26 protein-coding genes, 1 tRNA gene and 1 pseudogene are annotated in these 22,325 nt (G+C 69.9%); 12 read left to right on the top strand and 16 right to left on the bottom strand.

The annotated features are described in order from the left end of the window. Positions 1-35: 35 nt before the first annotated feature. The 5 genes from ABIE44_RS10280 to ABIE44_RS10260 all read right to left on the bottom strand — a co-directional run bounded on the left by ABIE44_RS10280 (position 36) and on the right by ABIE44_RS10260 (position 3,611). Positions 36-1,115 carry a hypothetical protein gene (locus ABIE44_RS10280; protein WP_209718558.1) on the bottom strand — a complete coding sequence of 360 codons (1,080 nt, stop codon included), beginning with the start codon at positions 1,113-1,115 and terminating at the stop codon, positions 36-38. Continuing rightward, positions 1,112-1,324, bottom strand: coding sequence for a hypothetical protein (locus tag ABIE44_RS10275; RefSeq protein ID WP_209718559.1), 213 nt, complete (start codon positions 1,322-1,324; stop codon positions 1,112-1,114). Before ABIE44_RS10275 ends, ABIE44_RS10280 begins: the two co-directional genes overlap by 4 nt. Before the next feature lie 151 nt (positions 1,325-1,475). After that, positions 1,476-1,988, bottom strand: a complete 513-nt coding sequence (locus ABIE44_RS10270) for a cysteine dioxygenase (protein WP_354437985.1) — start codon at positions 1,986-1,988, stop codon at positions 1,476-1,478. Continuing rightward, the gene (locus ABIE44_RS10265) at positions 1,985-2,932 is read right to left on the bottom strand and encodes an amidohydrolase family protein (RefSeq protein ID WP_209718563.1); all 948 of its coding nucleotides are present in this window, start codon (positions 2,930-2,932) and stop codon (positions 1,985-1,987) included. The genes ABIE44_RS10270 and ABIE44_RS10265 overlap by 4 nt, the downstream gene beginning before the upstream one ends. Positions 2,933-2,993: 61 nt before the next feature. After that, on the bottom strand, positions 2,994-3,611 hold the full coding sequence (locus tag ABIE44_RS10260) for an FMN-binding negative transcriptional regulator (RefSeq protein ID WP_209718565.1): 618 nt from the start codon (positions 3,609-3,611) through the stop codon (positions 2,994-2,996). Positions 3,612-3,690: 79 nt separating this feature from the next. On the opposite strand from ABIE44_RS10260, the gene ABIE44_RS10255 reads away from it, so the two are divergent. Both ABIE44_RS10255 and ABIE44_RS10250 read left to right on the top strand, forming a co-directional pair. Beyond that, entirely contained in the window at positions 3,691-4,524 is an 834-nt protein-coding gene (locus tag ABIE44_RS10255; RefSeq protein WP_209718567.1) for a PASTA domain-containing protein, read from the top strand. A 5-nt stretch (positions 4,525-4,529) separates the two neighbouring features. After that, positions 4,530-5,579: an alpha/beta hydrolase family protein gene (locus ABIE44_RS10250; protein WP_354437984.1), complete on the top strand. Its 1,050-nt coding sequence runs from the start codon at positions 4,530-4,532 to the stop codon at positions 5,577-5,579. 117 nt (positions 5,580-5,696) lie between these two features. On the opposite strand, the gene ABIE44_RS10245 is transcribed toward ABIE44_RS10250, so the two are convergent. Next, positions 5,697-5,786, bottom strand: a tRNA-Ser gene (locus ABIE44_RS10245). A 164-nt stretch (positions 5,787-5,950) separates the two neighbouring features. Here ABIE44_RS10245 and ABIE44_RS10240 point away from each other — a divergent pair. The 4 genes and pseudogenes from ABIE44_RS10240 to ABIE44_RS10225 all read left to right on the top strand — a co-directional run bounded on the left by ABIE44_RS10240 (position 5,951) and on the right by ABIE44_RS10225 (position 9,571). Further along, positions 5,951-7,162 (top strand): GAF domain-containing protein, encoded by a 1,212-nt coding sequence (locus ABIE44_RS10240; RefSeq protein WP_209718569.1) that lies wholly within the window; start codon positions 5,951-5,953, stop codon positions 7,160-7,162. A 55-nt stretch (positions 7,163-7,217) separates the two neighbouring features. Further along, a complete protein-coding gene (locus tag ABIE44_RS10235; protein ID WP_209718571.1) occupies positions 7,218-7,583 on the top strand; it encodes a VOC family protein in 366 nt (121 codons plus the stop codon). Between the two features lie 83 nt (positions 7,584-7,666). Further along, positions 7,667-9,191, top strand: a pseudogene (gene adh / locus ABIE44_RS10230) (aldehyde dehydrogenase). After that, the gene (locus ABIE44_RS10225; protein ID WP_209718574.1) at positions 9,191-9,571 is read left to right on the top strand and encodes a DUF779 domain-containing protein; all 381 of its coding nucleotides are present in this window, start codon (positions 9,191-9,193) and stop codon (positions 9,569-9,571) included. Before adh ends, ABIE44_RS10225 begins: the two are co-directional and overlap by 1 nt. Before the next feature lie 224 nt (positions 9,572-9,795). On the opposite strand, the gene ABIE44_RS10220 is transcribed toward ABIE44_RS10225, so the two are convergent. Next, positions 9,796-10,014 carry a hypothetical protein gene (locus ABIE44_RS10220; RefSeq protein ID WP_209718576.1) on the bottom strand — a complete coding sequence of 73 codons (219 nt, stop codon included), beginning with the start codon at positions 10,012-10,014 and terminating at the stop codon, positions 9,796-9,798. A gap of 370 nt (positions 10,015-10,384) precedes the next feature. On the opposite strand from ABIE44_RS10220, the gene ABIE44_RS10215 reads away from it, so the two are divergent. Further along, entirely contained in the window at positions 10,385-11,131 is a 747-nt protein-coding gene (locus ABIE44_RS10215) for a GAF and ANTAR domain-containing protein (protein ID WP_209718578.1), read from the top strand. A gap of 7 nt (positions 11,132-11,138) precedes the next feature. Here ABIE44_RS10215 and ABIE44_RS10210 read toward each other — a convergent pair whose 3' ends face one another. After that, positions 11,139-11,816 carry a nitroreductase family protein gene (locus ABIE44_RS10210; protein ID WP_354437983.1) on the bottom strand — a complete coding sequence of 226 codons (678 nt, stop codon included), beginning with the start codon at positions 11,814-11,816 and terminating at the stop codon, positions 11,139-11,141. Between the two features lie 87 nt (positions 11,817-11,903). Between ABIE44_RS10210 and ABIE44_RS10205 the strand changes: the two genes are divergently transcribed. Next, positions 11,904-12,386: a winged helix-turn-helix transcriptional regulator gene (locus ABIE44_RS10205; RefSeq protein WP_209718580.1), complete on the top strand. Its 483-nt coding sequence runs from the start codon at positions 11,904-11,906 to the stop codon at positions 12,384-12,386. Between the two features lie 75 nt (positions 12,387-12,461). Here the strand turns inward: ABIE44_RS10205 and tadA are convergent, their stop codons facing one another. Together tadA and ABIE44_RS10195 are read right to left on the bottom strand one after the other, a co-directional pair. Beyond that, positions 12,462-12,920: a tRNA adenosine(34) deaminase TadA gene (tadA, locus tag ABIE44_RS10200; protein WP_354437982.1), complete on the bottom strand. Its 459-nt coding sequence runs from the start codon at positions 12,918-12,920 to the stop codon at positions 12,462-12,464. Further along, complete coding sequence (locus ABIE44_RS10195) at positions 12,920-13,408, bottom strand: tRNA adenosine deaminase-associated protein (protein ID WP_209718582.1); 489 nt, start codon at positions 13,406-13,408, stop codon at positions 12,920-12,922. Before ABIE44_RS10195 ends, tadA begins: the two co-directional genes overlap by 1 nt. A 104-nt stretch (positions 13,409-13,512) precedes the next feature. Here ABIE44_RS10195 and upp point away from each other — a divergent pair, with 104 nt between their 5' ends. Then, positions 13,513-14,154, top strand: a complete 642-nt coding sequence (upp, locus tag ABIE44_RS10190; RefSeq protein WP_209718585.1) for a uracil phosphoribosyltransferase — start codon at positions 13,513-13,515, stop codon at positions 14,152-14,154. Between the two features lie 5 nt (positions 14,155-14,159). Here upp and ABIE44_RS10185 read toward each other — a convergent pair whose 3' ends face one another. The 5 genes from ABIE44_RS10185 to ABIE44_RS10165 all read right to left on the bottom strand — a co-directional run bounded on the left by ABIE44_RS10185 (position 14,160) and on the right by ABIE44_RS10165 (position 18,623). After that, positions 14,160-15,191: a Rossmann-fold NAD(P)-binding domain-containing protein gene (locus ABIE44_RS10185; RefSeq protein ID WP_209718589.1), complete on the bottom strand. Its 1,032-nt coding sequence runs from the start codon at positions 15,189-15,191 to the stop codon at positions 14,160-14,162. Between the two features lie 35 nt (positions 15,192-15,226). Then, entirely contained in the window at positions 15,227-15,982 is a 756-nt protein-coding gene (locus ABIE44_RS10180; protein ID WP_209718591.1) for a VIT1/CCC1 transporter family protein, read from the bottom strand. 71 nt (positions 15,983-16,053) lie between these two features. Then, a complete protein-coding gene (locus ABIE44_RS10175) occupies positions 16,054-16,644 on the bottom strand; it encodes a hypothetical protein (RefSeq protein WP_209718594.1) in 591 nt (196 codons plus the stop codon). Then, the gene (locus ABIE44_RS10170; protein ID WP_354437981.1) at positions 16,645-17,346 is read right to left on the bottom strand and encodes an NAD-dependent deacylase; all 702 of its coding nucleotides are present in this window, start codon (positions 17,344-17,346) and stop codon (positions 16,645-16,647) included. Between the two features lie 41 nt (positions 17,347-17,387). Next, positions 17,388-18,623 (bottom strand): MFS transporter, encoded by a 1,236-nt coding sequence (locus ABIE44_RS10165; RefSeq protein ID WP_209718597.1) that lies wholly within the window; start codon positions 18,621-18,623, stop codon positions 17,388-17,390. Between the two features lie 88 nt (positions 18,624-18,711). On the opposite strand from ABIE44_RS10165, the gene ABIE44_RS10160 reads away from it, so the two are divergent. Together ABIE44_RS10160 and ABIE44_RS10155 are read left to right on the top strand one after the other, a co-directional pair. Beyond that, positions 18,712-19,023 (top strand): helix-turn-helix domain-containing protein, encoded by a 312-nt coding sequence (locus ABIE44_RS10160; RefSeq protein WP_209718600.1) that lies wholly within the window; start codon positions 18,712-18,714, stop codon positions 19,021-19,023. Positions 19,024-19,060: 37 nt separating this feature from the next. Next, positions 19,061-20,602 carry a hypothetical protein gene (locus ABIE44_RS10155; protein WP_209718603.1) on the top strand — a complete coding sequence of 514 codons (1,542 nt, stop codon included), beginning with the start codon at positions 19,061-19,063 and terminating at the stop codon, positions 20,600-20,602. A 4-nt stretch (positions 20,603-20,606) separates the two neighbouring features. Here ABIE44_RS10155 and ABIE44_RS10150 read toward each other — a convergent pair whose 3' ends face one another. Next, a complete protein-coding gene (locus ABIE44_RS10150; protein WP_209718606.1) occupies positions 20,607-21,551 on the bottom strand; it encodes a 1,4-dihydroxy-2-naphthoyl-CoA synthase in 945 nt (314 codons plus the stop codon). Between the two features lie 273 nt (positions 21,552-21,824). Between ABIE44_RS10150 and ABIE44_RS10145 the strand changes: the two genes are divergently transcribed. Then, positions 21,825-22,268, top strand: a complete 444-nt coding sequence (locus tag ABIE44_RS10145) for a nitroreductase family deazaflavin-dependent oxidoreductase (protein ID WP_209718609.1) — start codon at positions 21,825-21,827, stop codon at positions 22,266-22,268. The last annotated feature ends 57 nt before the right edge of the window (positions 22,269-22,325 follow it).

The raw sequence follows: 22,325 nt of genomic DNA, 5'->3' as shown, positions 1-22,325 counted from the left end.
CTGATGACACCACCAACTGTGCCATTGGTCAATGGTCAGGTTGCCAGGAGTCTGCTCGCCGCCTCGCCGAGCTCACCGGCGTCGGCCGCGGCGCGGATCGTCGCCTGGTTCGCCTTCGACAGCCGGTCGAAGCGTGCGAACAGGCGCTGCTGGGCGGTGTCGCTGAGCCGCTCGAACGCCACCTGCGCCCGGTCCCAGTCCGCCGTCCCGGCGACCTCGGCGAACAGGCCGTCGAGGGTCTTGTCGGGGAGGGTCTCGACGACTCCGTCGATCGCGTCGCTCCACTCGAGCAGCGGCACGATCTCGAGCAGGTCGTGCGCGGACGCCACCCCGAGGGCGGCGTGCAGCATGTCCGGGGTGACGACCCCGACGAACCGCGCCATGCCGGCGTACTCGCCGCGCGCGAAGAGCTCGTCGGCGATCCCCTCGACCGTCTTCACGGGCACTGCGGCGACGATCGGACCCATCCGGCTCGGGTCGAGCGCGAGGGCGAGCTCGGCGAGCTCGACGGCGCTCAACGACGTGGCGATCTCGGTGACCTTCCGGTGCGGCAGGTTCGCGATCACGCGGTCCAGGTTGTCGTTCCACTCCAGCAGCGGGACGACCGCGAGCAGGTCCTGCGGTGTCGCGACCTCGAACGCCGCGAACAGGGCGTCGACGGTGACGGTTCCGACGAACTCTGCCATCGTCGCGTACTCCTTGCGACCGAAGAGCTCCTTGGCCACCTTGCCGATCGGCTCGGGCGGCAGCTGCTGGACGACCGGCTTGGAGCGCACCGGGTCGAGCGCGAGCGCGATCTCGGCGAGGTACCTGATCGACACCCGCCCGATCAGGTCGCGGGCCTTGGCGGGGTCGAGCATCTCCGAGACCCGGGCCGCCATCACCGGCGGCAGGAACTTCTCGGCGAGCACCCCGGCGACCGGCCCCGGGATCGTCTTGGACAGACCGGCGACCCGGGCGAACTGGCGCTGACCGTCGGCGAAGAGCGTCCCGCTGATCTGGTCGTGCAGGATCCGCAGGTCGGCGGCCGGGACGTCGTCGAGACCCTCGATCTCCGTCGCGTCCACCCGCAGCAGCCGGGCGATGCGCCCGATCTGGGGGCCCGCGGTGGTCATCCGAGCAATGCCTTCTTGACGATGCCGCGCACCGCGAAGGGCACGCCGGCGATGGCCTTCTGCACCGACGCCTCGGTATCGGACTCGAGCCGGCGCTTGGCCTCGGCGACCTGCGCGGCCAGGCGCTGCTGCACCTCGGGGGGCAGCGCGGCAACCGACGCGGGCGGCGCAGCGCCCAGCACCGCGGTCAGGTCGGCATCCGGCTCCAAGGGTCCCCCGTTCGTGCCACTGAGTGGTGGCAGCGTTGCCGAGGAACGCGTGGCCGTCAAGGACCAGCGCACAGGCACTCGCCAGGAAATCACTCCGGGCCGTCCGTCACCTCACCAGTGACGAACGGCCCGGAACGGGAGGGGATGCCGGTCAGTCGACCGGGCGCAGCTCGTCGGCGTACGACAGGGAGATGCGCCGCAGGACGCCGTCTTCGTTCACGGCGTACTGGCCCATCCGCCACAGCGGCGGCGAGTAGGCGTGCACGGAGACCGAGCCGTGCACGGCGCCGCTCAACCGGTGGATGTGGTCGGCACCGAAGGAGAACACCTCGCCCTCGGGGATCCGCTTCTCACGCGCCCCGTGCAGCAGGGTCAGGTTGCTCTCGACCAGCTCGCCCGCCACCACGGCGACCGCGCCCTGGGACACGTCGTGGTCGTGCCATCCGGTGTCGTTCTCCGGCGTCCAGCACAGCAGCCAGACGTCGACGTGGGCGTCGCGGTGCAGCGACACGTACACGCGTTCCTCCGAGTCGAACGCGACCAGGTGTCCCCACGAACCGGGATCCGCAGCGATGGAGCTGACCAGCTCCTCGAGCTCCTCGCGGCTCAGGTCCCTGCCACCGGGCAGGACCTGGAGCGCCGAGGGCTCGAGCGTTGCCGTCACGACGCCACCGCCCACGTCAGGTCGCTCGCCGGCGTCGGCGCCAGCAGACGCTGCGGGTTGCGGACCCGAAGCGCGAGAGTGGCCGCGTCGCCGAGGAACTCCCGGACCGGGTCGCCGTACGGGCGGTCGCTGCCGAGGACCAGGGCGTCGATGCCGAGCACCCGGGTGAGGGCGTCGAGGGCCCGCGGACCGTAGCCGGAGCTGTCCACGAAGACCTTCGGGGCGATCGGCTTGTCGACGCCGCCGCGCTGGATCTGGCGCTCCTGGTGCAACGGCGCCAGACCGGCGCCGGCCGCGAAGACCAACCGCAGGTCGCCGAAGAGACTGATGCCTCCGAATGCCTGCCAACCCCACCAGGCGGCGCTCATCTGCGCGGTGTACCCGACCGTCGGGCGCCACCACCCCGGCACGGGCTCGCGCGGCTTGCTCGCCTCGGCGCCCGGGTGGATCAGCACCGGCTTGCCGGCGACCTCGGCCGCGAGCAGCAGGGCTCCGATCCGCTCCCAACCGACGGGCGTGGAGACCAGGGTCGCCGGGATCTGGAGACCGACGAACTTGTCGTCCGCGAGCAGCGTGTGCAGCGCGCCGATGTCCGGGTCGGTCGACGGGACCGAGGCCCACGCCTTGAAGTGGTCCGGGAGCTCGCGGACCCCGCGGTGCCAGGCGTCGATCAGCAGGCCGGCCTGGGGACGCGGGAGGTCCTCGATCCCCAGCGGAGCAGAGAGGCTGAGGCACGCCGTGCCGACCTCCGATTCGTGGTCCGCGGCGATGCGCCGCTCGACGTCATGTGCTCCTGGGTCGATCTCGTACGGCGCTTCGCCGGCGGTGTACAACGTCCAGCCGCGCAGGTACGGAACCTGCGTGCGGGCGCGCAACCGGTCGACGAACTCGTCGGTCCACAGGTGTTGGTGGACGTCGATCGCGCGGTGGTTGTTCTGGGGCATGTGACTCAGCCTCCTCTCTTAATGTAGTAAGTGAGTAGACTTTATCAGACATGGTCCAGCGTCAAGCCCCTGTGCCCATCTGCTGGGCGACCACACGTTCCTCGGGGGTCCCGGCCGCGAGGCCGGCAGCGACGGAGGCCCGGTCCTCCTCCGAACGGTTCTGGCTGAGCTTGGCCTTGGCCTCGACCCGCTCGACGCGCAGCTCGATGCCGACGATCGCGCGGAGCTGTCCGTCGACGAACTTCTCGGGGGCGTCCGCCACTGTCCACGGCTCGGGACGAACCTGTTCGTGACGGTCGGTCAACGAGGTGACGGCGCGGCGTACGAACTCGGGGTCGTCGTGCAGGTGGACCCGGCCGAGGAGGTGCACGGTGGAGTAGTTCCAGGTCGGCACCACCCGGCCGTGCTCGGTCTTGCCGGCGTACCAGGACGGCGTGACGTAGGCCTGCGCCCCGGTGCACACCATCAGTGCCGGCGCGCCGTCGACGATCTCGCGCCAGTGGTCGTTGGCCCGCGCGATGTGGGCGATCACGGTGTCGCCTTCCCAGAGGACCGGCAGCAGCGTGGCGCGCGGGTAACCGTCGGCACCTACGGTCACGAGCTCGGCGGAGCCGACGCCGGCGACCATCGCGCGGACGTCCTCCTCGTGCTCGACGACGTTGGCGCGGGGTACGTACATCGCGCCAGATTAGTGCTGCACGAGGGTCGACCGCCTACGGTTATCCGACGACCCGCACGCAGCCGAGAGGAGCAGCTCCATGACCAGCACGATGCACCGAGCCGCCCGCGCGCTCGCCGTCGCGGCGCTGCTGCTGTCCGCGGCCCTCGTCGCCGGTTGCGGTGACGACGAGACGAAGGTCCCCCGGCTGGCGATGCCCGACTTGGTCGGCAAGAGCATCGGCGACGCCGAGACGCAGACGTACGACGCCCTGCACACCTCGCTGATCTACTACGACCTGTCGCCGGCGAACCGAGCCAGCGCGAACGACTGGGTGATCGTCGCGACCTCTCCCGAGGCCGGCAAGCGGACCCCGAAGTTCGAGAAGGTCTACGCCTGGGCGCTGAAGAAGTCCGAGTACGACTGGTTCAGGAAGAACCCGTCGATGCCGAAGCTCCCGAACGGCGCCAGTGCCGCGAAGCTGCTCGGCAAGGGCGGTCTCCTGGAGCCCGTGGCTGACCTGGTGAAGGTCCGCTACCAGCCGGGCAAGGCGCCGAAGAAGGCCGAGGCAGATCCGGCGGACACAGCTGCGTTCGTGCCAGACCGCGGCCTGCACCCGGACCTCTCGGCCGAGCCCGTGGCCGAGTTCGGCCTGCGCAACGGCCTGCGTGTAGCGCCGACCCGCGGCACGGTGGCAGTCGGGGCTCTCCCGCCGACCGGGGCGCTGAGGATCGGCCAGTTCCTGGTGCTGCTGGTGGTCGAGAAGCCTCCGGCGAAGCCGAAGAAGCCGGAGACACCCGACTTCGACGTGCCCGTCATCGAGACACCGGACATTGACACCGGCGGTGGATCCGGCGGCTCCGGCGGTCCCGGCGGCGGCATGCTCGGCGGCGGCATCGACATCCCTGGCTGCCCGAAGCAGATCTGCGGCTGAGACCGGTGCGCGCTCGGGTCGTCGTTCCGCTCGTGCTTGCTTCGGCGCTGCTCGCAGGGTGCAGCGACGACAGCCCGCCGCGTTCGGCCCCGCCGCCGAGCCCGTCGCCGACCGCGACCGCGCCGTCCCCCACGCCGAGCGCCACCCCCGCCCCGCGCGAGGTCTCCGTTCTCGGCCTCGCTACCCAGCAGCTCACCGGCAGTGACCTGAAGCTGGGCAAGGTCCGCGAGCGCACGGCGACCTACACGTCGTACGACGTCACCTACCGGAGCCGGTCGACCACGACCGCGGGCACCAGCGACACCTTCCGGATCTCGGGAGTGCTGAACGTGCCGCAGGGCACGGGTCCGTTCCCGGCGGTCGTCCTGGCCCACGGCTACATCGACCCGGCCGTCTACGTCCGCGGCCAGGGCATGACCCGCGAGCGCGGCTACCTCGCGGCGCGCGGGTACGTCGCCCTGCACGTGGACTACCGCAACCACGCCGAGTCCGGCGACGACCCGGACCTCAACGTGCACATGCGCTTGGGCTACACCGCCGACGTGATCAACGCGGCGAAGGCGCTGACGTCCTCGAAGCGCGTGCCGGTCGACGCCGACCGGGTCTACCTCTTCGGCCGCTCAATGGGTGGCGGCGTCGGCATGAAGGCCCTCGAGGTCGCACCCGGGCTGTTCCGCGGCGCGGCCCTGTGGGCGTCGGTCTCCTCGCTGGAGTCGGAGAACTGGAACCGTTTCACCCGCAACCCGACCAACCGTCAGGCGGCGCTGAACGGCCAGGTCGTACGCCGCAACGGCACCCCGCAGCAGAACCCCGCCTTCTGGCGTGACAACTCAGCACGCCCGTTCTTCGACCGGATCACCGAGCCGGTGCTGCTCGTGCACGGCCGCAACGACGACACCTGTCCTCCGCGCTGGGCGCGCGCCACGAAGCGCGCGATGGACGCCGCCGGGGTCGACGCCCAGCTCGCCTGGTACGACGACGGGCACCCCTTCGGGTCGGCGTTCAATGCCGCGATGGACCGGACGGTCGGGTTCTTCGCGAACGCCGGTCGGTAGCGTGACCGCGTTCGTCCGTTGTCACCTCACTCAGGAATCCGGCCGCAACGACCTGCGTGGCGCCATCACCGTGCACCAGCACGGAAGCCCCGCCCGGTTTCCCGGACGGGGCTTCGCTGGCGGTGACGGAGGGATTTGAACCCTCGGTGGGCTTGCACCCACAAACGCTTTCGAGGCGTTCTCCTTAGGCCGCTCGGACACGTCACCGCCGAGAACGTTACCGGAGGTGAGCGCCGGTGCCGAAATCGCCCTCGTCGACCGGTCGAGCCTGCGATGCAACGTGGTTGCAACGTTGCCGGGCGCACGCTCGGGCAAGCCTGCGGGGACCTACGACCCTGGTGAACTCACCCATGACGATGTCTACTGAGGACATGACCACACGCTCGCCCCAGGGGCAGATGCGTGCAGAAGTCGCGGACTCCTGGCACCTCTCTGCTGCTGCCGGTGTGTCCGCGGACAAGGTCGAGGCCCCGATCACGCTCGCCGAGGACGCCCTGCGCGACCACCGCGCCGCCCACCCGCTGGCCCAGGTCTTCCCGCTGCTCGACGACGTGCTCGGTCAGGCGGCCCGCGACTGCGACGCGATCATGGCGGTCTCCGACGCCGAGGGGCAGCTGCTCTGGGTGTGCGGCACTCCGGTCGCCCTGCGCCGGGCGGAGAAGATCGGCTTCGTCGAGGGCAGCAACTGGGACGAGCGGCTGGCCGGCACGAACGCTCCGGGGCTGGCGCTGCGCCTCGACCGCCCCGCCCAGGTACGCCGCGCCGAGCACTTCCGCCGTTCGGTGCAGAACTGGAGCTGCGCGGCGACGCCGATCCACGACCCGACCTCGACGAGCCTGCTCGGCGTCCTCGACATCACCGGCAACGACGACATCGCAGTCCCGCAGACCCTCGCGATGGTGCGGGCCGCCGCCCGGATGGCCGAGGCCGAGCTCGCCCGGGAGAAGCTCAGCCGCAGCTCGTACGCCGAGACCGCCCCGGGCGCGCTGCACCTGGTCATCGAGTCCCTGGGCCGCAACGACTCGCTGCTCACGGTCGACGACGGCCGCGGGCACCGCAACCAGCTGCGACTCTCGCCGCGGCACAGCGAGATCCTGCTGCTGCTCGCCTCGGCTCCCCGCGGCCTGTCGGGCGACGAGCTCGCCGTCCTGGTCTACGAGGACGACGGGGCCTCCTCGACGCTGCGCGCCGAGCTCAACCGGCTGCGCAGCCTGCTCGGGGACGACGTGCTGGACTCCCGCCCGTACCGGTTGGCTGGTTCGGTGACCGCAGACTGGTTGGCGCTGGAGGCGCACCTGGTCGCGGGCGACGTCCGGGCGGCGATGCGGGCCTATCGCGGACCGATCCTGCCGAGGTCGACGGCACCGGGCGTCGTGCGGCTGCGCGAGCAGCTGCACATGAGCCTGCGCGAGGCCGTGCGCACCAGCGGCCAGGCCGACCTGATGTCCACCTGGACCCGGTCGAGCTGGGGCAGCGAGGACTACGAGATCTGGCAGGCCCAGCGGGACTGCGTCGGAGCCGGGTCACCGATGCTGGCGCTCATCGACGGGCAGCTGGCCCGGCTGGACCGCGAGCTGATCTGACGCCTCGTGACGCAGGCCGCGTTTGGTTGTCGGTGGCCCCGGCGAGGATCGACCCATGGCCATCGCACGCTTCCCCTCGCTCGTCATCGACTGCCCCGACCCCGCCGTGCTCGCGGACTTCTACGGGACGATGCTCGGCTGGCCGACGACCCGGACCGATGCTGACGGCGGTTGGGCCGAGGTTCGCGCCGACTACGGTCAGGTGATCTCGTTCCAGCGGGTCGACGACTACACCCCGCCGGCGTGGCCCGGTCAGGCCAAGCCCCAGCAGACCCACCTCGACGTGCTGGTGGACGACCTCGACGAGGGCGAGGCAGCCGTTCTCGGGCTCGGCGCGACCAAGGCGGAGCACCAGCCGGGCGAGCGGTTCCGGGTCTTCCTCGACCCTGCCGGTCACCCGTTCTGCCTCTGCCTGGACTGAGGCCCAGCGGACGCAACGTCGCCGCAACGTCGTGATTCCTACGGTGTGAGCCACACCACTTCTCACTTCTTCAGGAGTCAACGATGACTGTCTACGCACCTCCGGGAACCGCCGACTCGCTGGTCGCCGTCAAGCCCCGCTACGACCACTTCATCGGTGGCGAGTGGGTGGCCCCGGCCTCTGGCAGCTACTTCGAGAACATCAGCCCGGTCAACGGCAAGCCGTTCACCGAGATCGCCCGCGGTACCGAGGCCGACATCGAGAGGGCGCTGGACGCCGCGCACGCTGCGGCACCTGCCTGGGGTCGTACCAGCCCGGCCGAGCGCGCCAACATCCTCAACAAGATCGCCGACCGGATCGAGGAGAACCTCGAGCTCCTTGCCGTCGCCGAGACCTGGGACAACGGCAAGCCGGTCCGCGAGACCAAGGCTGCCGACCTCCCGCTGGCGGTCGACCACTTCCGTTACTTCGCCGGCGCGATCCGCGCCCAGGAGGGTGGCATCAGCGAGATCGACGCCGAGACCTACGCGTACCACTTCCACGAGCCGCTCGGCGTCGTCGCGCAGATCATCCCGTGGAACTTCCCGATCCTGATGGCGACCTGGAAGCTCGCCCCGGCGCTGGCCGCCGGCAACGCCGTGGTGATCAAGCCCGCCGAGCAGACCCCGTGGTCGCTGCTGGTGCTCTTCGAGCTGATCGGTGACCTGCTGCCCGCCGGCGTGGTCAACATCGTCAACGGCTTCGGCGTCGAGGCCGGCAAGCCGCTGGCCTCCTCCAGCCGGATCGCCAAGGTCGCGTTCACCGGCGAGACCACGACCGGCCGGCTGATCATGCAGTACGCCAGCCAGAACCTGATCCCGGTCACCCTCGAGCTCGGCGGCAAGAGCCCGAACATCTTCTTCGAGGACGTCGCTGCCAGCAATGACGCGTTCTACGACAAGGCTCTCGAGGGCTTCGCGATGTTCGCCCTCAACCAGGGCGAGGTCTGCACGTGTCCGTCGCGGGCGCTGGTGCAGGACTCGATCTACAGCGACTTCGTCAGCGACGCCGTCACGCGCCGTGGAGAAGATCATCCAGGGCAACCCGCTGGACGACAACACGATGATCGGCGCGCAGGCGTCCAACGACCAGCTCGAGAAGATCCTGTCCTACCTCGACATCGGCCGTGCCGAGGGCGCCCGGGTCCTGACCGGCGGCGAGCGCAACGTCCTCGAGGGTGACCTGGCCGAGGGCTACTACGTGAAGCCGACGATCTTCGAGGGCGACAACTCGATGCGGATCTTCCAGGAGGAGATCTTCGGCCCGGTCGTCGCACTCACCGGTTTCAACGGCGAGGACGACGCGCTCAAGATCGCCAACGACACCCTCTACGGCCTCGGTGCCGGTGTCTGGTCGCGCGACGCCGGCCTCGCCTTCCGGATGGGTCGTGGCATCCAGGCCGGCCGGGTCTGGACGAACTGCTACCACGCCTACCCGGCGCACGCGGCGTTCGGCGGCTACAAGCAGTCCGGCATCGGCCGCGAGAACCACAAGATGATGCTCGACCACTACCAGCAGACGAAGAACCTGCTCGTCTCCTACAGCCCGGACAAGCTCGGGTTCTTCTGATGTCGATCTCCACCAAGCGGGTGGAGGTCACCGACGAGGCGGCGGAGCTCCTCCGCCGCCTCGTCGGCCAGTACGGCCCGCTCATGTTCCACCAGTCCGGCGGCTGCTGCGACGGGTCTTCCCCGATGTGCTTCCCCGCCGGCGACTTCATCACCAGTGAGGCCGACGTCCACCTGGCCGAGCTCGATGTCGGCACGGAGGCGCCGATCCCCTTCTGGATGTCGAGGGCACAGTTCGCCTACTGGTCGCACACCCACCTGACCGTGGATGTCGTCCCGGGGAGAGGTTCGGGCTTCTCGGTCGAGGCACCCGAGGGCGTCCGCTTCCTGATCCGGTCACGGCTCTTCACCGACGAGGAAGCCGAAGCACTCGACCCCTGACCCGGGCCTGGGCCCGGGCACGGGTCAGGAGTACGGCGAGCCGCAGTCCTGACACTCGAACCGGGGTTCGAGGGTCCCGAGCTCATGGTGAAGCGCGTCCCGAATGACCCACAGGTGATGGTGGTGGGCGTCGTCCGCCGGGACGACCCGCAGGTGCCGCGCCCCGGGGGCGACCTCCGTCAGCAGCGGAGCGACCTCCGGCGAAGTCGCGTCGAGTGCGAGCGTCACACCACTCGCCGCCGCTCGACGGGCACGTCCTCCACCACGACCTCGCGACGGTAGCGGTCGCGCACCGCGAAGGAGAGCGCGATGGCCAGGACACCGGCAATGATCAGGATGGCGCCCAGCGCGCCGTCGTTGATGAAGTTCAGGTCGACGGTGATCACGTCGAAGGCAAGGATGGCCCCGAGAACCAGGAGCACGATTCCAAGTCCGATGTACATGTCTTCTCCTTCGTAGGCCGCGGCCCGAGCCGACGTGGGTGGATCAGCACGCCGGTTGTTCCCGCTGGCCCGCCCGCCCAAACAGTCGAGTAGCGGTAGCGATTTGAGGCCGCGTTTTGTCACCGCCGGCAGGTGTGATCCGAGCAACCTCGTCGACTTCGGCTGGCTCGCGGGTTTGGTGACCGGGCCAGCGGGAATGCTGGCTGAGACTTATCAGAGGTCCTCTCTTCCCGCCTGCTTTGGTCCGTGGAAACTCGTGTCGACAGGGCTTACGTGCGACCTGCGCGGTCTGGACTGCCGCCTCCGCGCCGCCTGACAACAGCTCGACCCTGCACGGCGTCGAGCGCCACTTCTCCGCGAGGACACCGCCATGTCACCCACCCAGAATCGACGCGCGCCGGAAGGCAGCCCGAACATCCCTCCGCTCCGCCGCGTCGCCGCCACCGCGCGCGACCTGCTCAGCGAGCGCTCCACCGACTCGACCCTGGAGCGGATCCTGCTCCTCGCGGTCGAGGTCATCCCGGGAGCCGCCGACTCCTCGATCAGCCTGCGTCATCGCGACGGGTCCATCGAAACACCCGCCGCGACGAGCGAGCGAGGCGCCCACGCCGACCGGCTCCAGTACGAGACCGGCGTCGGCCCCTGCCTGTCAGCCCTCAACGAGCACGAGATCGTCTCGGCGCCCGACCTCAGCAGCGACGACCGGTGGGGCTCCTGGGCACCGAGGACCAGCGTGGAAACCGGGGCCAGGAGCATGCTGTGCTTCCGGCTCTTCACGAACGAGAAGGTCCTCGGCGCCCTCAACCTCTACGCCAACCAGCCCCACGCCTTCACCACCGACGACGTCGATCTGGGCAGAGCCTTCGCCGCCCAAGCAGCCGTCGCACTCGCCCGCGCCTCCCAGATCGGAAACCTCGAGGCCGCCCTCGACAGCCGCTCGCGGATCGGGGAAGCCGTTGGCATCCTCATGGAGCGCTTCGACCTCACCTCGGACAGAGGGTTCGAGGTGCTCGCCCGGTACAGCCAGAACGGCAACCGAAAGCTGCGCGACGTCGCGACCGAGCTCGTCGAGACCCGGCACCTGCCCCACGAGCTCGAGCCTCCCGCCCCGCACTGAACCCGGACTACTTGTCGAGCAGGATCGCCACCTCGGGCACCGGTGCTCGCGACGTGCGGAACTGGTTGATCGGATGCGCGCTGTCTGCGTACCCGAACGAGATGCCGACGACGACCTGCCGGTTCCCCGGGATGCCGAAGTGGTCGTGCAGGAACGGAGAGTACCCGGCGAGCGCCGCCTGCGGAGCCGCGGCGAGCCCGAGCGCCTGGGCGCCGAGCAGGAAGTTGCTCACCCACAGCCCGCAGTCGACCGCGCCGTAGATCCCGAGATCGACCTCGGTCGTGACGATCGCGACGTGCGGGGCGTCGAAGAGCTCGAAGTTCCGAAGCATCTGCCTCAGCCGCGCCTCGCCGTCGTCCTTGCTGATCCCGACGCTGTCGTAGAGCTGGAAGCCGCACTCGCGCCGACGTGCCTGGTAGTCGCCGGAGTACGCCGCCGGGAACGCGATGTCGGGCTCCTGCGGACGCACGAGCAGGTGCTCGGCGAGCGCCTTCTTGAACCGGGCTGTTGCCTCACCGCTGGTGACGACCACCTGCCACGGCTGGGTGTTGCACCACGACGGCGTCCGCTGCGCCAGCTCGAGCAGGCTCACGATGTCGGCAGCCGGCACCTCGTCCGGCAGGAACTGCCGGCACGTGTAGCGGTCGTCGAGCAGGCTCTTCAGGACGTCGAACGGGTCAGTCACCGGGGCTCCTCGAAGGTGGTCTCATTTTAGAACTTGAGGCTAAAGCACGGAGTTTCAAAATGGAACTGCTGCCGTAGGATCGGGCCCATGCGCTACGAGGAGCACGCCGACGAGTTCTGCTCGATCACCCGACCTCTGGTGGTTCTCGGCGACCGGTGGACGCTTCTGCTGCTCAAGCACGCCTTTGCCGGCGTACGCCGCTTCAACGCTTTCCAGACCTCCCTCGGCATCTCGCGCAGTCGCCTCCAGAACAGGCTCGACCGGCTCGTCGAGCACGAGATCCTGGTGAAGCAGAAGGCCGAGGACGGTGCGCACGAGGAGTACCGGCTGACCGAGAAGGGCATGGACCTCTACCCCGTGCTGATGGCGTTGCGCGACTGGGGCGACGCCTACATGGCTCCCGACGGTCCGCCGGTGCACTACCGGCACCACGACTGCTCCGGAGAGGCGCGCGTGCAGCTCGCGTGCGACCACTGCGACAAGCCGATGACCGCGCGCGACGTCACGCCCGAGGTCGGGCCGGGGCTGGCTGTGCTGGGGCTGGAGATGAACACGCCCGCGCTGGGGTGAGGGCGGCGGGCACGGCACCCCGTCTCGGCAGGCTCGACGACCGAGCCACCACTCTCGACAGGCTCGACGACCGGGTCAGCGGTGCTGGGCGAAGAACTCTGTCAGCAGCGCGGTCGACTCCTCGGCCAGCACCCCGGCGATCACCTCGGGGCGGTGGTTGAGCCGGCGGTCCCGGACGACGTCCCAGAGACTCCCGGCCGCACCGGCCTTGTCGTCGTACGCACCGAAGACCAGGCGGTCGACGCGGGCGAGCACGATCGCGCCCGCGCACATCGTGCACGGCTCGAGCGTGACCACGAGCGTGCAGCCCTCCAGCCGCCACTCGCCGCGCGCGGCAGCGGCCTCGCGCAGGGCGACGACCTCGGCGTGACCGGTCGGGTCGGCGTCCCGCTCGCGCACGTTGACGCCGGTGCCGATGATCGTGCCTGCGGGATCGAGGACGACGGCACCGATCGGCACGTCACCGGAGGCGGACGCCGTACGGGCGTGCTCCAGCGCTTGCCGCATGGCGGCGTCCCAGTCGCCGGCAACCATCAGTCGTCGAGGAACTCGTCGAACTCGTCGCCGAAGCCGACGACCTCGGCGATCTCGGCGAGCACGTCCTCAGGGAGGAGGTCGAAGTCGTCGAGCAGCTCGCCCATGTCGGCCGCCGACAGACCGAGGTCCGCGAGGATCGCGAGATCACCGGCCGGCGCCTGCTCCTCCTCGTCGACCTCCACGTGCACGCCGAGGTGGTCGACCACGGAACGCGCCAGTGCCCAGTCCGGAGCCGCTGTCGCGTCGGAGAGCAGGACCCGGACGAGGGTGCCCTGCGCACGGACCAGGATCACGAAGTCCTCGTCGATGGCTATCAGCGCCAGCGCTCCGCTCTCGCCCGGGTAGCGCCGGAGCTCGCGGGCGATGGCGTCGACGTCGTCGAGGGCGTGGACCGGCAGCTCGGCCAGGTTCCAGGTGCTGTCGTCGAGGTAGGCGACGACGGCGAAGTCGATCGCACTGATCTCCGCGTCGGTCACGTCGGACATGTCACCCACCTCCGTTCGTCTGCTCGCGCTGCACGGTCACCACTGATGGTTGCAGACGCAGAGCCGGGAGGCGAGGACGATTCGGACTGCGTAACCTTCCTTTCATGCGCCTGCACGTCGTCGATCACCCCCTGGTCTCCCACAAGCTCACGACGCTGCGTGACGAACGCACCGCGTCCCCGGAGTTCCGCCGCCTGACCGACGAGCTGGTCACGCTGCTCGCCTACGAGGCCACCCGGGACGTGCGCGTCGAGGACGTCACCGTCCAGACTCCTGTCGCTCCGGCACACGGCGTGATCCTCAGTCGGCCGCGTCCACTGGTCGTCCCGATCCTGCGCGCCGGACTCGGCATGCTCGACGGGATGATGCGTCTGGTGCCGAGCGCCGAGGTCGGGTTCCTCGGCATGGTGCGCAACGAGGAGACCCTCGAGGCCTCCACGTACGCCGAGCGGCTGCCCGAGGACCTGACCGGTCGTCAGTGCTACGTCCTCGACCCCATGCTGGCCACCGGGGGCACCCTGGCCGCCGCACTCGACTTCCTCGTCGACCGGGGCGCTGACCACATCACCGCCATCTGCCTGCTCGCCGCACCCGAGGGCGTGGAGAACCTCAGGAAGGGCATCGAGCACCTGGACATCCCGATCACCGTGGTCACCGCCGCCTTGGACGAGAAGCTCAACGAGAAGGGGTACATCGTTCCCGGTCTCGGTGACGCTGGTGACCGGCTGTACGGCCTGGCCCAGTAAGACCGTCAACCCGTCCTGACCCGGCTGCCCGCGACGACCTCGTCGGCGGCGTCCGGGGCGAACCCCGCCCCGGGCGAGGTCATCAGCGCGACCAGGTTGGCCACGTTCTCGGCGTACAGCTGGGAGGCGAGGGTCGGCAGCTGCCGGGCCACGTCGACGTCGCTCCACACGGTGACGCCCGCGATCTTGGAGGTGCTACCCGGTTCGGCTCCGGCGACGTTGCCGCCGGCGATGTCGACGACGACCGAGCCGGGTCGCATCGCCGCGACCATCTCGGTCGTGACCAGCACCGGCGCCGTCCGGCCCGGGACCACGGCGGTCGTGATCACGACGTCGGCCGCAGCGACGTACGGCTCCAGCAACCGTTGCTGCTCGGCCGCCCGCTCGGGCGTCATCTCGCGGGCGTAGCCCGCCGCACCCTCGAGCACGGGCAGCCCGAGGTCGACCGGGGTCGCCCCGAGCGAGGCGATCTCCTCCGCCGAGGAGCTTCGGACGTCGTACCCGCTGACGTTCGCGCCGAGACGACGGGCGGTCGCGATCGCCTGGAGACCGGCCACGCCCGCGCCGAGCACAAGCACCTCGGCCGCGGGCACCGTGCCGGCGGCGGTGACCGCCTGCGGGAAGAACCGAGGTAGCAGCTCGGCCGCGACCACGACAGCGCGGTAGCCCGCGACCAGTGACTGGGAGGTGAGCGCGTCCATCGGCTGCGCCCGGGACAGGCGCGGCACCTGGTCGAGCGCGAACGCGGTCGGAGCGGAGGTGGCCCGGAGGGTGATCGCCGCAGCACCGGCCTTGAGCCCGGTGACGATCTCGGGCGGCAACGCCTGGACACCCAGCACCAGGTCCGCTGACGCCACCGCGCCGCCATCGACGACGGCACCGGCCTCGACGTAGCGCTCGTCGGTGAATCCGGCGAGGACGCCCGCACCCGGCTCGACAGCGACGTCGTAGCCGAGCGTGAGGTAGCGCAGGACCAGGTCGGGCACGACCGCGACCCGGGTCTCCGGGCTGCGCTCAGCGACGACCGCGATCCTCATACGAGGACGGTAGTGCAGCAGGTCGCGTGGTCCGGTCAGCCCGGGTTGGCGCCGACCAGCGACCCGATGCCGTAGGTCACCAGCATCGCGAGGAGTCCTCCGACGACGTTGCGGATGATCGCGCGGCGGACGTCGGCCTCGGCGAACCGCGCCGAGGCGAACCCGGTCAGCGCCAACGCCACGGCTACGGCGACGACGGTGGCCCAGGCGCGCAGCGCCGGGCCGAAGACCATGATCGTGAGCAGCGGTAGCGCCGCCCCGAGGGTGAAGGCGATCAACGAGGCGGACGCCGCCTGCCACGGGCTGGTGAGCTCGTCGGGGTCGATGTTGAGCTCGGCATCCGCGTGCGCGGCGAGGGCGTCGTGGGCGGTGAGCTGCTCGGCGACCTGGATGGCCAGGTCGTCCGAGAGTCCCTTGTCGCGGTAGATGCCGGCGAGCTCGGCGAGCTCGTCCTCCGGGTCGTCGAGGAGCTCCTGCGCCTCCTTGGCGAGAAGCGCCTCCTCGGTGTCGCGCTGCGTGCTGACCGAGACGTACTCTCCCGCCGCCATGCTGAGCGCGCCCGCGACCAGCCCGGCCGATCCGGCGATGAAGATCGTGTGCCGGTCGGTGGTCGCGCCCGCGACACCCATCACCAGGCCCGCAACCGACACGATGCCGTCGTTCGCGCCGAGCACGGCGGCGCGCAGCCAGTTCAGCAGCGCCGAGGTGTCCTCGTGGTGCGGCTCGTGGTCGTGGGGCCCGATCTCCGCGTCGGCGGGCAGCTCGCCGGGAGGGGTCTCTGCAGTGGTCACCGGGTCAAGGAACCACGCGCGGGTGCGCGCCCGCAACGAAGGCAGTACTGGCTCACCCGTGGGGTGGCTGCCTACGCCGCCTTCGGTCGGACCTTCCAGTCCATCCGGTAGCGGGTGCGGAAGTCTCCAGCATCCACGCCGGTCACCGAGACCCGCACCCGGCAGTGCTCACCCGCGACCACGACCTTGCAGACCGAGGACGCTCCTGGCTTGCCGACGAGGTAGGAGCAGGTCGCAAGCACCGGCCCACCGCGGACACGACGGGACACCCAGGTCGTGACGTCGTCGGCCAGGTGTCGGCCGTCGACGCCGAACTCGGCGATTGCGTCATCCAGCTCGACGTGCAGCGTGCCGTAGCCCTCAGTGCTGGTGACGGTCACCGTCCCCGGCACCCGGACGCGACGACCGTCGCTGAGTTCGGAGGTCTTCACGCAACGCACCGAGGCGTCCACCTCCCACTCCAGGTCCGGGCAGTCAACGGCTCCGGTCGCCATCTCCGCGTGCTCGGCCTCGAGCTGCTTCTCGGCGAGCTCGCCGACGCGCGCGCCCGGGAGGAAGTCGATCCTCGGAGCGTCGGACTCGGCGCTCTGCGGTTCCTCCGTCGAGCCGCACCCGGCCGCCGTCAGGACGACGGCGAGCACGAGCACCAGGGCCGCGCGCACTCACGCACCTGCCTGCAGGGTGGCCGTCAGCTCCCCGACCCACGCCGGCACGAGCTCGCTGGCCAGGCCCTGCCGGGAGACGCGGAAGTCGCTGTTCGCGGCACGCTCGAGGTTGAGCTCGAGGGTGTCCGCGCCGCCCGCGGCGGCATAGTCGACGAACCCGGCGGCCGGGTAGACGACGCCGGAGGTTCCGATCGAGACGAAGAGGTCACAGCTGAACAGGGCCAGGTGGATGGTGTCCATCTCGTACGGCATCTCGCCGAACCAGACCACGTCCGGTCGCAACGCGTGTGCTCCGCACGCGGGGCAGGGCGGCTCGTCGAGCAGGGTCCCGAGCCACGGAGTCCGCTGGTCGCAGGCTGTGCACCAGGCCGCGCGCAGCTCGCCGTGCATGTGCAGGACCCGCTTCGAGCCGCCGCGCTCGTGCAGGTCGTCGATGTTCTGGGTGACCAGGAGCAGGTCGTCGCCGAGCACCTGCTCGAGCTCGGCCAGCGCCCGGTGCGCAGCGTTCGGCTGGACCCGTGCGAGCGAGGCGCGGCGCGCATCGTAGAACCGTTGCACCAACGCGCGGTCAGCATCGAAGGCTTCGGGCGTCGCGACGTCCTCGGGTCGGTGGCCCTCCCACAAGCCGTCCTCGCCGCGGAAGGTGGGGACGCCGCTCTCCGCAGAGATACCGGCTCCCGTGAGGACGACGACCTTCACGAGAGCTCGGAGAGGAACGACGCGGGGATCACTCCCGAAGGTTATCCCGCGACCGGTCGCCGACTCCGTCCGGCGAGCAGACCGAGCGCACCGGCCGAGATGCAGGCCAGCGCGACTGCGGCGGTGAACCACGGGAAGATCGCGTCCAGGCCCCACTGCGTGGCTGCCCAGCCCGCCAGGATCGTCGGCACCGCCATCGCGCCGTACGCCAGTACGTAGTACGCCGACATCACCTCACCACGCTGGCCGGCCGGGACGACACTGCCCAGGTGTCGCAGGGAACCGCCGAAGGCGAGGCCGAACGACAGCCCCATGAACACCGCCGACGCCGCGACCAGCCAGGCCTGGCCGCTGTCGAGCGCGAGCAGGCTCGCGACCAGGGCCGCGGCCGTCGCGAAGTCACCGACGATCGCTGCGGTCCGCGGCACGAGCCGTCCTCCGAAGGCTTGGCTCACCGCAGCGGCACCCGCCATCGCCGCCACCACTACGCCACCGAAGACGACGCTGTGGATGCCGGTGCGCAGGCCGGCGAACGACGGGAAGAGCGAGAGGTAGACACCGAGCACCGACCACGACGCCATCACCCCGAGGACGGCGAACCGGAAGTCGTCCTTGATCTCGGCAGGCACGCTCGGGCGCGCGATCCGGATCGGCTCGATCGTGGGGGCGAGGTGCGTCTCAGCCATCAGCAGCAGGTTGAGCAGGAGCAGCAGCACGACCAGACCGATCACGGCGTACGGCGTGACCATCGGGTCCGGACCGAACTGCGCGAGCAACGAGGCCGACAGGATCGTGATCGCGATGCCGACGTTGAACATGATCCCGGTCAGGTGGCCCGTCCGGGCGCCGTCGTCGGGCCGCAGGTCGAGCAGTGCCGCGCTGCCGACGACGACCGTGGCGCCGACGGCGGCGCCGTGCAGCACCCGCGCCACGAACAGGGCCGCGATGCCGTGCGCGGTCATGAAGACGATCAGTCCGACGATCATGGCCAGGGCCGCCGCGATCAGGATCGGCTTGCGCCCCAGGCGGTCCGAGGCCTTGCCGGCCACGAGCACCGAACCCAGCGCCGCCACGGCGTACGCCGCGAACACGAGCGTGGTGGTCAGCGGAGCGAGGTGCCACTCCTCGGCGTAGATCCCGTAGAGCGGGGCGGGCGCGCCGGAGACCCCGAGCGCGACGGCGAGCAGCGCGATCAGCAGCGGGTAGGAGCTGATCACCGGCTCCCGGCGCCGACCGGTGGCCGGCGGAATCGTGAGGGTGCTCGCGCTGTTGTTCATGGTGACTCTCCTGCCGCTGAGTTCGATGATCGTCGAACGTGACAGGAGGTGTAAGTTCGATCCTGATCAAACTATTCCGGAGGTCCTGATGCCGACGACGTACGAGCTCCCCGCGGTGCTGCCCGTCGGCACCGTGCACCAGGTCCTGACCGCCCTGGCCGACCCGGTCCGTCTGGAGATGGTGCGGCGGATGGCAGCCGAGGGCGCACCCGTCGCCTGCGGGCTCCTCTACGAGGGCATCAGCAAGTCCACCGCGAGCCACCACTTCAAGATCCTGCGCGAGGCGGGCATCACCGAGCGCGTCGTGATCGCCGGCCAGACCCACCAGAAGCTGCGCCTCGAGGAGCTCGAGACGAGCCTGCCGGGTGTGGTCAGCTCGGTCGTCGCGGCCCCTCGCTGACCGGAGCTGTCCGGACCAGGCGGCTATCCTCCCCGGCATGAGCGATCCCGGGATTCCCCCCGACCAGCCGGACCTGAGCCAGCCTGACGCGCCTGACGCGCCTGAGCCCGCCGCGCCGGCGCCGGCGGCGCGCAGGAGGTCCTGGGTGCGCCCGGTGGCAGTGACGCTCGGTCTGCTGCTCGTCCTGGTCGGCGGCGGCAGCGTCGTCCTCAACGCGGTCAAGGACGACGATCCGAAGATCAGCTACCCGAAGAAGTGGGACTCGCGGATCCTGCCCTACGTCAAGATCGTGGAGAAGGAACGCGGGCTGACGTTCAAGCACCCGGTGAAGGTGAAATTCCTCAGCGCGAAAGAGTTCGAGAAGACCGTCCGCTCGGACAAGAAGGACCTCGACAAGGACGAGAAGAAGGAGATCGAGCAGACCACCGCTCTCTTCCGGGCGTTCGGCCTGATCGACGGGTCGGTCGACCTGTTCGACGCGTTCAACGACGCCCAGGGCTCCGGGACGTTGGCGTACTACTCGTTCAAGGACAAGGCGGTGACGGTGCGCGGCTCGAAGCTGACCCTCGCTGTGCGCGCCACCCTCGTGCACGAGCTCACCCACGTCCTGCAGGACCAGCGTTTCGACGTGGGCGACCGACTGACCGCGCTGCGCAAGAAGGCCGAGAAGGGGACGCCGACGACGGCCGCCGACGCACTGGACGCGATCGTCGAGGGTGATGCCGAGCGCACCGCCGAGCTGTACCGGGCCTCCCTCAGCAGCAAGCAGCGTGCTGCCCTGGAGAAGGCCGAGAACGCCGACCAGAAGGACGCCTCGTCGAAGCTGGACAAGCTGCCGGGCGTCGTCGTGACGTTGCTCAGCGCTCCCTACGCGCTGGGCCAGGCACTCACCGAGGCGGTCGCGAGCGAGGACAAGAAGGACGTTGACGACCTGCTGCGCGACCCGCCCACCGACGACTCGGTCCTGCTCGACCCGCTGACCGCGATCGGCGGTACCCAGAAGGCGCAGTCCGTCGCGATCCCAAAGGTCCCCGGTGGCAACAAGAAGTTCGACAGCGGCCAGATGGGCGCGCTGATCACCTACCTGATCCTGGCCCAGCGGATCCCGTTGCGCGACGCGCTCGCCGCAGCCGACGGGTGGGACGGTGACGCCTACGTTGCCTACGACACCGAGCTCGGCGCCTGCGCGGAGGTCGAGTACGCAACCGACAGCACCGAGGCGGGCACGCGCCTGCGCAAGGCCTTCACGCGCTGGGTCCTGGCCGCCCCCGGAGAGCCCGGAAGCATCGGCGGCAAGGGTGACCGCGTGAGCTTCACGTCCTGCGACCCCGGCAAGAAGGTCAAGGTCGCCAAGGACGCCGCCTCCGACGCCCTCCAGCTGGTCGCCACCCGGGGCTACCTCGGCGTCGGCATCATGAAGGCCGGTGTGCCGGCCAAGGGTGCTCAGTGCGTCGCGCAGGGGATGGTGCAGCGGTACTCGCTGGCGAACCTGAACGACCCGACGTTCGGGGCGAACGACAAGACGGTGATCGCGAAGATCCGCGAGCTGAGCCAGGCCTGCGCTAAGCAGCTGGGCTAGTGGCTCAGTAGTACCAGGGGTACGGCGACCAGTCCGGGTCGCGCTTCTCCAGGAACTGGTCGCGACCCTCCTGCGCCTCGTCGGTCATGTACGCGAGTCGGGTGGTCTCGCCGGCGAAGAGCTGCTGGCCGACCAGGCCGTCGTCGATGAGGTTGAAGGAGTACTTGAGCATCCGCTGCGCGGTCGGGCTCTTGCCGTTGATCAGGCGACCCCACTCCAGCGCGGTCTTCTCCAGCTCGGCGTGCGGGACGGCCTTGTTGACGGTGCCCATCCGGACGCCGTCCTCGGCGCTGTACTCCTGGGCCAGGAAGAAGATCTCACGCGCGAACTTCTGGCCGACCTGGCGGGCCAGGTACGCCGACCCGAAGCCGCCGTCGAAGGACCCCACGTCAGCATCGGTCTGCTTGAAGCGACCGTGCTCGAGGCTCGCCAGGGTGAGGTCGCTGACCACGTGCAGCGAGTGACCGCCACCGGCGGCCCAGCCGTTGACGACACTGATGACGACCTTGGGCATGAACCGGATCAGCCGCTGGCACTCGAGGATGTGCAGCCGGGCGAGCTTGGCCTTGTCGATCGTGCTCGGCTCCTCGGCACCGGTCTCGCCCGAGGTGATGGTCTTGTCCTCGTACTGGTAGCCGGCCTTGCCGCGGATCCGCTGGTCGCCTCCGGTGCAGAACGCGTGCTTGCCGTTCTTGGCGCTCGGTCCGTTGCCGGTGAGCAGGACACATCCGACGTCCGCGGACATCCGGGCGTGGTCGAGGACGCGGAGCAGCTCGTCGACGGTGTTCGGCCGAAAAGCGTTGAGCACGTCGGGGCGGTCGAACGCGATCCGGACCGTCCCGTGCGCCTTCGCCCGGTGGTAGGTGAGGTCGGTCAGGTCCTCGAAACCCGGGACCGCGTCCCAGTCCTCCGGGTCGAAGATGTCGCTGACGCCGTCGATTGCACTCATGGGGGCAGGCTATCGGCCGCCGAGCGGGCACAGATGTCCCGCCCAGGCCCGCCGAGCGGGCCGGGATGTCCCGCCGCCGTACGGCGAGCGGGCGCAGATGTCCCACCTAGACCCGCCGAGAGGACTGGGATGTCCCGCCGCCGTACGGCGAGCGGGCGCAGATGCCCAGGTCTCGAAAAGCGACCCGGGACATGTGCGCCACCTCGGTGGACCTGGGCGAGACATCTGTGCCCGGTCGGGAATGTTGGGTAGGGGTCAGGGCATTGACCCGGTATGACACTCCAAGGAACGTACGTCCCCAGCAAGGCTGACTGGGTCCGCGAACAGGTCGAGGCGTTCGAGGCCTCCAACGGCGCCGAGGCGAACACGCTCCAGGGCGGACCGCACCCGATCGTCGTCATCACCTCGGTCGGCGCCAAGTCCGGCAACCTCCGCAAGAACCCGGTGATGCGGGTCGAGCGGGACGGCAAGTACGTCGCGATCGCCTCCAAGGGCGGCGCCGACGAGCAGCCCGAGTGGTACTACAACTTCGTCGCCCACCCCGAGGTCGACCTGCAGGACGGGCCGGTCAAGAAGACCTACTCGGTCCGCCTCCTCGAAGGTGACGAGCGGGCTGACTGGTGGGAGCACGCCGTGAACACCTGGTCGACCTACGCGTCGTACCAGGAGAAGACGGAGCGGGAGATCCCGGTCTTCCTCCTGGAGCCGAAGGACTGAGCGGTTGGGTCACCGCATCTCGGCAGGCTCGATGACCGGGGCTGCTCGGTGACCGGG

The sequence above is a fragment of the Marmoricola sp. OAE513 genome (assembly GCF_040546585.1).
Lineage (GTDB): Bacteria > Actinomycetota > Actinomycetes > Propionibacteriales > Nocardioidaceae > Marmoricola.
This window is presented reverse-complemented; position numbering and strand designations above follow the sequence as displayed.